The organism is Kribbella pittospori, assembly GCF_004331465.1.
In the GTDB taxonomy this organism is placed as follows: domain Bacteria; phylum Actinomycetota; class Actinomycetes; order Propionibacteriales; family Kribbellaceae; genus Kribbella; species Kribbella pittospori.
This window is the reverse complement of the sequence record NZ_SJKB01000017.1, coordinates 137,816-147,694: the sequence shown is the minus strand read 5'-3', so window position 1 is coordinate 147,694 and position 9,879 is coordinate 137,816. Positions and strand designations below refer to the sequence as shown.

15 protein-coding genes are annotated in these 9,879 nt (G+C 66.2%); 12 read left to right on the top strand and 3 right to left on the bottom strand.

Annotation, left to right across the window (positions count from 1 at the left end; genetic code table 11):
- Positions 1-91 precede the first annotated feature (91 nt).
- Positions 92-1,591, bottom strand: coding sequence for an FAD-dependent oxidoreductase (locus E0H73_RS37860; RefSeq protein WP_131364740.1), 1,500 nt, complete (start codon positions 1,589-1,591; stop codon positions 92-94).
- Between the two features lie 243 nt (positions 1,592-1,834).
- On the opposite strand from E0H73_RS37860, the gene E0H73_RS37855 reads away from it, so the two are divergent.
- Positions 1,835-2,698: a YihY/virulence factor BrkB family protein gene (locus tag E0H73_RS37855; protein ID WP_238164536.1), complete on the top strand. Its 864-nt coding sequence runs from the start codon at positions 1,835-1,837 to the stop codon at positions 2,696-2,698.
- Between the two features lie 99 nt (positions 2,699-2,797).
- Here the strand turns inward: E0H73_RS37855 and E0H73_RS37850 are convergent, their stop codons facing one another.
- A complete protein-coding gene (locus E0H73_RS37850) occupies positions 2,798-2,971 on the bottom strand; it encodes a CsbD family protein (RefSeq protein WP_131364736.1) in 174 nt (57 codons plus the stop codon).
- A gap of 249 nt (positions 2,972-3,220) precedes the next feature.
- On the opposite strand from E0H73_RS37850, the gene E0H73_RS46725 reads away from it, so the two are divergent.
- The 3 genes from E0H73_RS46725 (at position 3,221) to E0H73_RS46720 (ending at position 4,206) form a co-directional block, all read left to right on the top strand.
- Entirely contained in the window at positions 3,221-3,526 is a 306-nt protein-coding gene (locus tag E0H73_RS46725) for a hypothetical protein (protein WP_202867751.1), read from the top strand.
- Positions 3,523-3,852, top strand: a complete 330-nt coding sequence (locus tag E0H73_RS37840) for a hypothetical protein (RefSeq protein WP_131364734.1) — start codon at positions 3,523-3,525, stop codon at positions 3,850-3,852. The genes E0H73_RS46725 and E0H73_RS37840 overlap by 4 nt, the downstream gene beginning before the upstream one ends.
- Before the next feature lie 72 nt (positions 3,853-3,924).
- Positions 3,925-4,206: a Rho termination factor N-terminal domain-containing protein gene (locus tag E0H73_RS46720; protein WP_131364732.1), complete on the top strand. Its 282-nt coding sequence runs from the start codon at positions 3,925-3,927 to the stop codon at positions 4,204-4,206.
- 122 nt (positions 4,207-4,328) lie between these two features.
- Here E0H73_RS46720 and E0H73_RS37830 read toward each other — a convergent pair whose 3' ends face one another.
- Complete coding sequence (locus E0H73_RS37830; RefSeq protein ID WP_131364730.1) at positions 4,329-4,760, bottom strand: DUF302 domain-containing protein; 432 nt, start codon at positions 4,758-4,760, stop codon at positions 4,329-4,331.
- Between the two features lie 252 nt (positions 4,761-5,012).
- Here E0H73_RS37830 and E0H73_RS37825 point away from each other — a divergent pair, with 252 nt between their 5' ends.
- The 8 genes from E0H73_RS37825 (at position 5,013) to E0H73_RS37790 (ending at position 9,878) form a co-directional block, all read left to right on the top strand.
- On the top strand, positions 5,013-5,225 hold the full coding sequence (locus tag E0H73_RS37825; RefSeq protein WP_131364728.1) for a DUF6458 family protein: 213 nt from the start codon (positions 5,013-5,015) through the stop codon (positions 5,223-5,225).
- Positions 5,226-5,241: 16 nt separating this feature from the next.
- Complete coding sequence (locus E0H73_RS37820) at positions 5,242-5,469, top strand: hypothetical protein (protein ID WP_131364726.1); 228 nt, start codon at positions 5,242-5,244, stop codon at positions 5,467-5,469.
- Positions 5,470-5,550: 81 nt separating this feature from the next.
- On the top strand, positions 5,551-6,483 hold the full coding sequence (locus tag E0H73_RS37815; RefSeq protein WP_131364724.1) for a hypothetical protein: 933 nt from the start codon (positions 5,551-5,553) through the stop codon (positions 6,481-6,483).
- Between the two features lie 5 nt (positions 6,484-6,488).
- Positions 6,489-7,988, top strand: a complete 1,500-nt coding sequence (locus E0H73_RS37810; RefSeq protein WP_131364722.1) for an SRPBCC family protein — start codon at positions 6,489-6,491, stop codon at positions 7,986-7,988.
- A gap of 38 nt (positions 7,989-8,026) precedes the next feature.
- Positions 8,027-8,488 (top strand): gas vesicle protein GvpJ, encoded by a 462-nt coding sequence (gvpJ, locus tag E0H73_RS37805; protein WP_131364720.1) that lies wholly within the window; start codon positions 8,027-8,029, stop codon positions 8,486-8,488.
- A 2-nt stretch (positions 8,489-8,490) separates the two neighbouring features.
- The gene (locus E0H73_RS37800; RefSeq protein ID WP_165555972.1) at positions 8,491-9,252 is read left to right on the top strand and encodes a GvpL/GvpF family gas vesicle protein; all 762 of its coding nucleotides are present in this window, start codon (positions 8,491-8,493) and stop codon (positions 9,250-9,252) included.
- A complete protein-coding gene (locus E0H73_RS37795; protein WP_131364716.1) occupies positions 9,243-9,491 on the top strand; it encodes a gas vesicle protein GvpG in 249 nt (82 codons plus the stop codon). Before E0H73_RS37800 ends, E0H73_RS37795 begins: the two co-directional genes overlap by 10 nt.
- Before the next feature lie 6 nt (positions 9,492-9,497).
- Positions 9,498-9,878, top strand: coding sequence for a gas vesicle protein GvpO (locus tag E0H73_RS37790; RefSeq protein ID WP_131364714.1), 381 nt, complete (start codon positions 9,498-9,500; stop codon positions 9,876-9,878).
- Position 9,879: the final 1 nt, after the last annotated feature.

The window sequence follows — 9,879 nt, the reverse complement described above, 5'->3', positions numbered from 1 at the left end:
CCGCCTCTCCCAAGACGGCAACGTCAAACTCCGAGAAGTCGCCAAACGCCTGATCGCAACCACCCGCGAGTGAAGCGCACTGTGATTGGGATCAGGCGTCGGGCTGGTTGAGGGGGGTGGTTGAGGGGCCGTCGAGGACTGTGCCGTCGGGGGTGAAGCGGGAGCCGTGGCAGTTGCAGTCCCAGGTGGTGTCGGCCTGGTTCCAGCGCAGTGGGCAGCCGAGGTGCGTGCAAACCGGTACGACGGTGTGCAGATCGCCGGCGTGGTCGCGGTACGCGCCGACGGTTCGGCCGTCGCCGTCGTACAGACCGCCCTCGCCTGTTTCGATGTGGTCCAGACCGGCGCCGAGGACGCGTTGGAGGTGACCTGCGGCGAATTCCTTGCCGACCTTGAGGTTGTCCTTCACCAGTTGTGCGACCGCGTGGGCGTCGCCGATCCGGCCGGCGTCGTACAGGTCGCTCCACGGGTTGTCATGACCGAGGACCGTGTCGCGCAGGATGCCGGCGGCAACGGTTCCGTTGCTGAGTCCCCACTTGTGCATGCCGGTGGCAACCAGTAGGTCCGAGCCCGGCGCTTTCCCGACGTACGGGAGCTGGTCGGGGGTGCTGTAGTCCTGCGCGGACCAGCGGTATTCGGATTGCAGGCTGACATTCCACAGCGAGCCGACCCAATCCACCAGGCCCTGGTACGCCGCGTTCGTGTCGCTCTGGTCGCCGGTCTCGTGGTCGCTGCCGACGACGATGAGACCGTTCGGGCCGCCACCCGGCCAGGGCCTGGTCGACCTGATCGGGTCGTCGACGGAGATCGTCATCCCGGTCGGCGCCTCGATCGGGAGTCGTACGGCGATTCCGTGGGACTGGTGCGGTCTGGTGCGGGCGAAGTAGCCGCCCACGGTCCCGATCGGCAACAGGGTCGCCACGGCTGCGTGGGACGCGCGGACGGTTCGCCCGGGCTCGGTGTCTGCCTCGATGCGATCGTCGGTGCGTAGGTCCGTCACACGGCTGCGTTCGAAGATCCGGCCGCCTGCGCGGGTGAACGCGGCGGCCAGGCCCGCGAGGTAGCGGCTGGGGTGCAGCTGCACCTGGTCGTCGAAGCGGACGACTTCAGTGGCCTGCACCGGGAGGCCGAGCTCCTGCGTGTCGGCCAGGTGGGCCGGCAGGCCGAGTTGCGCCGCCACTTCCGCCTCGCGGCGCAGGTCCTCGGAGCCGGTCGTGTACACGAAGCTGGGCGCGCGGCTGAACTCACACTCGAGGCCGAGCCGATCCACCAGAGCCGCAACCGTCTCGACGGCGTCCTGGTTGGCGGTGGCGTACTGCTGCGCCGTGTCCCGTCCATGCCGATCCAGCAGGCTCGCGTAGATCGCGCCGTGCTGGGACGTCACCTTGCCGGTCGTGTTCCCGCTGGTACGCGCGCCGATCCGGCCACCCTCGAGCAGGACGACATCGGCGCCCGCCTCCTGCAGGAACAGCGCCGTGGTGAGCCCGATCACCCCACCACCGACAACCAGCACGTCAGCATCCAGATCTGCATCGAGTACGTCGTACTCCGGCATGGTCGCGGTTGCCAGCCACACCGACCCCTGAATCGTCATGCCGCCGCCGGTACCCAGCCGGATGCGAACAACGCCGGTACGCATGCATCGACCAAGCGCGCGCACTTGCGGCAGACCGGGGAGGAGTAACCGCACAGAACGGCGCGGGTTCGACCTCGACCGCCGGAGGTTTGTGGCCGGGTACCGGCAGCGCGATTCGGCGGTGGTACGGAAGTGTGCCATTTCTCGACGTTCGGTTGCGGGGCACAGATGGTTGGTGAGCGGCAGGACAGCGTACCGGGGGTGGATGCACGCAAGCCGACGGAGATTCCTGCTGCGGGGTGGTGGCAGATTCTTCGGCGGGCCTGGTCGGAGGCGAAGGCTGATCAGGTTCCGCTGTTGTCGGCCGGTGTTGCGTTCTTCGCGTTCCTGTCGCTGTTCCCGGCGGTGGTTGCCGCGGTGCTGACGTACGGGCTGGTTGCGGATCCGATTCAGATCCGCAACCAGGTCGAGGATCTGGCTGCTGCGATGCCGGCGTCCGGGCGCGATCTGCTGCTCCAGCAGATCGATGCCTTCACCTCGGCACCGCGACAGGGCTTGGGCATCGGACTGGCCATCGCTGTGGTGGTCGCGCTGTGGACCGCGTCGGGTGGCGTCGGGTACCTGCTGACGGCAGTGAATCTGGCCTACGATGCGGAGGAGACGCGCGGGTTCGTGCGCCGCAAGGGTCTCGCGTTGTCGATGACACTCGGGGCGATCGTGTTCGTCCTGCTGGCGATCGCGCTCTTCTCACTTGGTGCGGCGATCGGCGCGGAGCTGTCGGCGCCATTGCGGATTGTGCTGGGCGTGGTCCGGCTGCTGCTGGCGATCGTTCTGATCACGGTGGCGCTCGCCGTCATCTACCGACTCGGTCCCGATCGGGACGCGCCGCGGATGCGTTGGGTCTCCGTCGGTGCCGTGGTCGCGACGGTGATCTGGCTGATTGCTTCGATCGGGTTCTCGCTCTATGTGGAGACTTTCGGCAACTACGCCAAGACGTACGGTAGCTTGGCCGCGGTCGTGGTCCTGATGCTGTGGTTGTGGTTGACCGCGTACGCCGTACTGCTCGGCGCGGAGATCAACGCCGAATCCGAGGAACAGACGGTCCACGACACCACGAAGGGCTAGCCCCAGTCGCTCGGCCACAGCACCGCGACCTGGTCTCGTTCAACGAGCGGATCCCCATCGCGATGGATGGGGATCCTGGGAGGTCGCGCTCGGCGAAGGTCACTTCTTGGCTGCGTCCTTCACCTTTTCGCCGGCCTGCTTGACGTCCGCCTTCGTCTTCTCGGCTCGGCCTTCGGCCTGCAGGTCACGATTGTCCGTCGCGTCGCCTGTCATTTCTTTGGCCTTGCCCTTGGCGGACTTGGCAGCGTTCTTCGCCTTGTCTCCGACACCCATTGGTCTCTCCTTACGGGTTCGGTTCACTGTCGCCGCCCGGTGCCCGCGGCTGCGTCCTCCATGCGAACCAGGCCGATATCGGCCGGTATGCGGAATCCGGACCACTCCTGGCCACGAAAGAACGCGCCTGTTCTTGCGCGTTTCGCGGCAGCGGACCAACACTCGAAGTGCGGGCTCAGCCGGGTCCGTGGCGCACCTCCCCTGATGTGTCTCACCAACGGATCCTTCCGTTAGATCGGAGGCCGGCCCATGACTGAACCACCTCCTCAGCCGGACGTCTGTCCCATCCTTCACCTCGAGCTCGGACCGCTTGACCTCAACCTGCTGGGCCTGCGGGTGCAGCTGAACCAAGTCGTCCTGGACATCACCGCCATCCCGGGGCCCGGCAATCTGCTCGGCAACCTGCTGTGCGCGATCGCGGGACTCCTCGACGGTGTCGATCTCGGCGGAGTCCTTGGGAATCTTCTGCAGAGTCTGCTCGACGCCCTGATCCGCCTCTTGGAGGGTCTTGGCGCTCGCACTGGGGGAGCAGCGCCGCGCATCCAGCCGACATGACGAAGCCGGGTGACAGCCCTGTTGACGCCGACCGGGAACGAGAAGCGGAGCTCCAGGCTGCGGCAGGCCGGCTCGCGGTAGTCAGAGAACTACTGCAGCGCGCGGGCCGCGGTGAGCTGAGCGCGACCCAACTCGAGACGTCTCTGCGAGAGTATTGGCGTGAGGACGGACCGATCGTCCTTCGTGCTGGGCGGGCCGCCCTCGAGCTGGCCCGCCTCCAGGCGCTCGCGCAGCTGTATCAGTGGCGTGCCCAGCTCGCCGCCCAGCTCCAGCCTCGAGAGACGCCGCACGGCGACGGAAGTCAGGATGCTGGTGAACGGCGATGACTCGCCTCCACGTTTCGGCAGCGAATGGCCGCGGGTACTTGACGGGCATCTGCTGTAGATGAAGGAGTGGCGATGGCGAAGGAGAGCCTGGGCGACAAGCTCGGGCAGCAGGTCGAACAGATCAAGGGCGGAGTGAAGAACGTCGCTCAATACCTCACGGAGGAAGACACCGAGCCTCGCATCGGGATGGCCGGGCATATCAGCGGGCCCCGGTACGGCAAACCCGATTCGAAGACGAAGGCTGCCTCCATGACGAAAGAGCAGCTGTACGCCGATGCCAAGCGCATGGGGATCAAAGGCCGCTCGAAGATGACGAAGAACGAGCTCGCCAAGGCAGTCAGGCGCCACCGTTGACGATGTGCCGCCACGTCACGAGCTGACAGGACGTCCCGCAAGCCGCGGAGACGTCCTGTTTTGTCCTGTTCCACCAGTGCATTGAGATCGGGACGCGCAAGTCCAGTGACCGGGGATGCGTGTCACCGCACCATGGATGCGACTTGAGTGATCACTTGGACGGGGGTCGACAACGCGGCTGCGAACTCGTCGTCCAAGCCGTGGCGTTCGGCCAGCCAGTCCGGATCTGCGCAGCTCATCCAGACGGCGTCGTCGTCATCCGCCCAGACCAGAATCTTGAGGGGTAGGTCGAGCGCGGCGACCGGCGAGGCCTCCATGATCGGCGTACCTTCCGACGGGTTTCCGAACCCCAGCAGCTTCGTGTCCCGCAACTTCGATCCCACGCGTTCGGCTTCGCCACTGTGGTCCACCACGAAAAGCACGATCGCTCCAGCGGCCCGGATCGCGGCCGACAGCGTGAGCACAGTCTCGGCAACAGACACGGGACTCCTCTTGTGGACCACACCCGCGGTCGCCCGGACACCTGCCGGCCGGTCCTTCGTCTCCGCTGCCATGTCGCACCTCCAGGTTGAGCAGCTGTGCCGCCGCTGGCCCCCAGCCTCGACCCGCCGGAGCAGAACGTGCAGCTCGGAGCCTGTCGCTGGTCATTTACCCGCTTGAACTAATCGTTTGGTTCAAGTAGTCCATCACTGAATTAATTACGAAACGCGTTCGTTCCGATACGCAATGATGTTTCGTTTGCGGGGTGTAAGCGTGGGTACCGCGTTCTTATTCATTCGTAGCGGGGAGATCGTGAGGAGGTCGTCGTGGGAATCGGTGTATCTGTGTTCCTGCTCGCCGTAGGCGGTGTTCTGGCATTCGCTGTGTCCGACCGGATCAGTGGAGTTGACCTGACGGCGGTCGGCTACATACTGATGGGCGCCGGAGCGCTGGGGCTCGCGATCACCATGTTCTTCATCAGCCAACGCTCGCACACGACGCACACGTCGGTGACCGAACATCGGCACATCGACGAATGATGCGGAGGTGAGTGAGATGCCTGAATCCGGTAACCACCGGGATCCCCGCGAAATGCTGTTGGACGCATTGCTCGACAAGGTCTCCGACGATCGCTTCCCGTCGAATTCGATGCTCGACCTGATCGAATCGTTGTTGCGTGACGACGAAGTGGTGATCTACGCCGGCGTGCTTCTCCAGAAGGTGCGCCATGACAGATTCCCAAGTCTTCCCATGCTGCGCCGCATCGCCGCATTGTGTGAATAACCTGTTTCCAATTCGTTCTGTCGAAATGCCACGTGGCGAAAACGCTCCGCGCTGGCTGCCACCATTCTGTAGGGAGAACCGATGAATACCTCCGCGAAGGTCGCGGCCGCCGTGGCGAGCGGCTATCTGCTGGGCCGTACGAAGAAGCTGAAGCTCGCGATCACCGTCGGGAGCCTGCTCGCCGGCAAACGCATCGCGACCGATCCACGGGCGATCGTCCAGCAACTCGCCAAGGTGGTGGATCAGAACCCCGAGCTGTCCAAGCTCTCCGGGCAGGTCCGCGGCAAGTTGGTGTCGGCGGGGAGAGAGGCGGCAGTAACCGCGGCGAGTAACCGGCTCAACCGGGTCAGCGATTCGCTCAAGAACCGTACCGATCGGATGCTCTCTCACGGCTCCGGCGAGGACGAAGAGGACGAGGGTGCTCAGGACGAGGACGCTCGGGACGAGCGCGACGAACAGCCTTCCCGGCCGCGACGGCGGCGTCCTCGCCGGCAGCGCGATGAGGAGTCCGACAGGGGCCGTTCGCGCGATCGATCGGGTGACTCGCGCACCGAAGAGTCCGAAGAGTCCGATGAGTCCGAGGACGATTCCGGCGGCCGCCGGCGGCCCAGGAAGTCCACGTCGAGTTCCACCTCGCGTGATCGGAACGGCTCGTCGGCCCGGAAGTCGACCGGGTCGGCAGCGAAGAAGGCCACGGCACGGAAGTCGGCGTCCGGTAGCTCCACAGCGAAGAGGTCGTCGTCGGCCGGCTCGACTGCCAAGAAGTCCGCATCGGGCGGCCCGACGGCCAAGAAGGCGCCTGCCAAGAAGGCGGCATCGGGCGGCCCGACCGCCAAGAAGGCCGCCGCCAAGAAGGCACCTGCCAAGAAGGCCGCCGCCAAGAAGACAGCAGCCAAGACGTCTGCGCCGCCCCGTAAGGCGGCGACCAGTCGGACGACTGCGAAGAAGACGGCCAAGAAGAGCGCCGCCAAGAAGACCAGCGGCTCTGGGGCCGCAGCCAGGAAGCGTGGGTGACGACAATGGCCGAAGGATCGCGCAGCGAGGAGCATGACAGCCTGCTGACGGGCGTGCTCGACGAGCTGCCCGTCGACCGGCTGAAGGATGAGCTGCAGCACGCCCTCGCCGCCGCTACCGAGCGCGCCGCCGATGTGGCGGCCGACAAGATCTCCGACCTGACCGATCGGCTTGTCGACTTCACGTCGAACGGTGGTGTGACGAGCCGGGCCCTGGCCGAGGGCGGCAAGGCGGCCGCTACCGGGGGCTCGCCGTTGCTGGGCGCCCTCAAGGGCGGGGCCATCGGAGTGAAGGACAAGGCCATGGACGCGATCCAGGGTGGGGGCTCGTCGAACGGGAAAGGCGGGGGCGGGAAGAAGGCCACGAAGGCGACGAACATCATCGAGTCGATCGATGTCGGCGTACCCATCGACGTGGCCTACAACCAGTGGACGCAGTTCCAGGACTTCTCCGAATTCATGAAGAAGGTCGAGAAGGTCGAGCAGAAGGCCGACGAGAAGCTCGAGTTCAAGGCCAAGATCGTGTGGTCGCACCGGACCTGGGAAGCGACGATCCTGGAGCAGGTGCCGGACGAGAAGATCGTGTGGCGGTCCCAGGGCCAGAAGGGCCATGTCGACGGCGCCGTGACGTTCCACGAGCTCACGCCCACGCTGACTCGCATCCTGCTCGTGCTCGTGTACTACCCGCAGGGCATGTTCGAACGGGTCGGCAACATCTGGCGCGCCCAGGGCCGCCGTGCGCGACTCGAGCTGAAGCACTTCCGGCGGCACGTGATGACCGATGTCATCATCCATCCCGACGACGTCGACGGCTGGCGCGGCGAGATTCATGACGGCAGCGTGCAGGTCAGCGACGAGGAGGGCCGGGAGAACGACGAGTCCGCCGCGGACGAGGAGGACGAGTACGACGACGAAGAGCCGGCCGATGAGTACGACGAGGACGAAGAGGACGAAGGACCGGCCGACGAGGAAGACGAGTACGAGGACGAGGACGAGGAATCGGCCGACGAGGACTCCGACGAGGGCGTAGCGGACGAGTACGACGAGGACGAGGAAGAGCCGGCTGACGAGGACGAGGACGAGGACGAGTACGACGAGGAGGACGACACGGGGGCGCCGGCCGACGAGTACGACGAAGAGGACGAGGACGAGGACGAGGAAGAGCCTGGCGACGAGGCCGAAGACGAGTACGAGGACGAAGAGCCCGGCGACGAGGCCGAAGACGAGTACGAGGACGAAGAGCCCGGCGACGAGGCCGAAGACGAGTACGAGGACGAAGAGCCCGGCGACGAGGCCGAAGACGAGTACGAGGACGAAGAGCCCGGCGACGAGGCCGAAGACGAATACGAAGACGAAGAGCCCGAGGACGAGTACGAGGACGAGGACGACGAGCCGGCTGACGAGGACGAGGACGAAGAGCCGGCTGACGAGTACGACGAGGACGAGTACGACGAAGACGAGTACGAAGAAGAGCCCGAGGAACGTCCGCGGCGTCGCGCGAGCTGAGCCCACGGATCGACCGTCGATCGGAAGGTAGGAGAGCCATGACCGTTGCCGCCACCGGCCAGCGCCGTTCGGGAGGTTATCTCGAACGGCCGGCGCCCAGCAGCCTGGCAGACGTCATCGACAGCATTCTCGACAAGGGACTCGTCATCGACGCCTACGTGCGCGTGTCGCTCGTCGGCATCGAACTCCTCACGATCGACGCCCGCATCGTCATTGCGAGCGTCGACACGTACCTGCGTTTCGCCGAGGCGACCAACCGCCTCGACCTGTACGAGAAGGGCGGCAAGGACCTCCCGGAGTTGGTGGAAGGGATCAGCGAAGGCGGTGCGTCCGGCAAGACGCGCGGCCTGCTGTCCGGCGCCAAGGAGGCCCTACTCGGCAGCGACGGCAACCGGGGCAGCGACCGGGACGACGATGAGGAAGAGCCGGAGCACGAGGAACGTCCTCGCCGCCGCCCGGCCAAGAAGGCCGCCGCTCGCCGCCGGAGGGCTGAGGAGTGACGGTGGTCGACGCTGAGGTGGGCTGCTATCTCTATGGGATCGTGGCAGCGGACCTGCGGCTGCCCGACGGCCTGACCGGACTCGATGATCAACCCGTGGAGCTCGTGCGGCTCGACGACGTCGCGGCGGTGACGAGCGGACTGAACGCGGACCGGCAACTGGCCCGTCGCGACGACCTGCTCGCACACAGCCGCGTTCTGGACGCGGTCGCTGCAGTGGGAGCCGTCATCCCCGTGCGCTTCGGTTCCCTACTGCACGACCGCTCAGAACTGCTCAAGCAGGTCCTCGAGCCCGACAGCCTGCGTTTCGCTGACATGCTCCGGGAACTGACCGGACTCTCGCAGTACACGGTTCGGATCAGGTACGACGAGGTCCGTGTGCTGCCCGAGATCGTGGCCGAGAATCCGGAGATCGCCCGGTTGCGGCAACAGACCCGTGATCGGCCGGAGGAGTCGTCGTACCAGGCCCGGGTCCGCCTCGGCGAACTCGTCGCGAACGCTCTCGAAGCGAAGCGGGGGGACGACGCTCAGATGGTCCTGGCCCGTATCGAACCGTTCTCGGTCGCACTGTCCGTCGGGGAGCCGGGCGGTCCGGAGCAGTTGATCGACGTCGCACTCCTGGTCGAGAACCGCCGCCGCGACCGGTTCGAGAAGGCGGCGGAGGAACTCGCCGCGGAGTTGGCCGACCGGGCCGTCGTCAAACTGGTCGGTCCGACCGCGGCGTACGACTTCGTCGGCGCGGAGAGGACCGACGGATGGGCTTGATCACCGGCCTCCTCACCCTGCCGCTCGCTCCGGTGCGGGCGACCGTGGCTCTCGCCGAGCAGATCCGGAAGGAAGCTGAGCGGCAGTACTACGACCCGGCCAGGATCCGAAGCCAACTCGACCAGATCGCTCGGCAGCGAGAGAGCGGTGAACTGACCCCTGACGAGGCAGACGCCCTCGAGGAGGAGCTCATCGAGCGACTCCTGACAGCCGCTGATCGGCACAACAGAGAGGCGTGATCGTTCATGGCGACGGTCCGCAAGTCAGATCAACCCGACGGCGCTCCGGCTCGCCGCCCGGCGCGGAAAGCGGCGGCCCGCAAGGCCCCCGCGAAGAGCCGGCCGAGCCGGACATCGAGTAATGGCCAGGCGCCGCCCTCGTTGCGGTCGGTCGCCATCTCGGCCGCGGCCGAGTTGGCCGGCCTGATCGGCCACGACGTGGAGGGAATCGTCGCCGCTGAGAAGACCGATGACGGCTGGCGGGTCGAGCTCGACGTGGTGGAGTCGAGACGCATTCCGGAGACCACCGACATCCTGGCCACCTACGAGGTCGACGTCGACCGCGACGGCGCCATGACCGGCTACCGACGGCTCAAGCGGTACGTCCGCGGCCGCTTCCAGGAGTGAC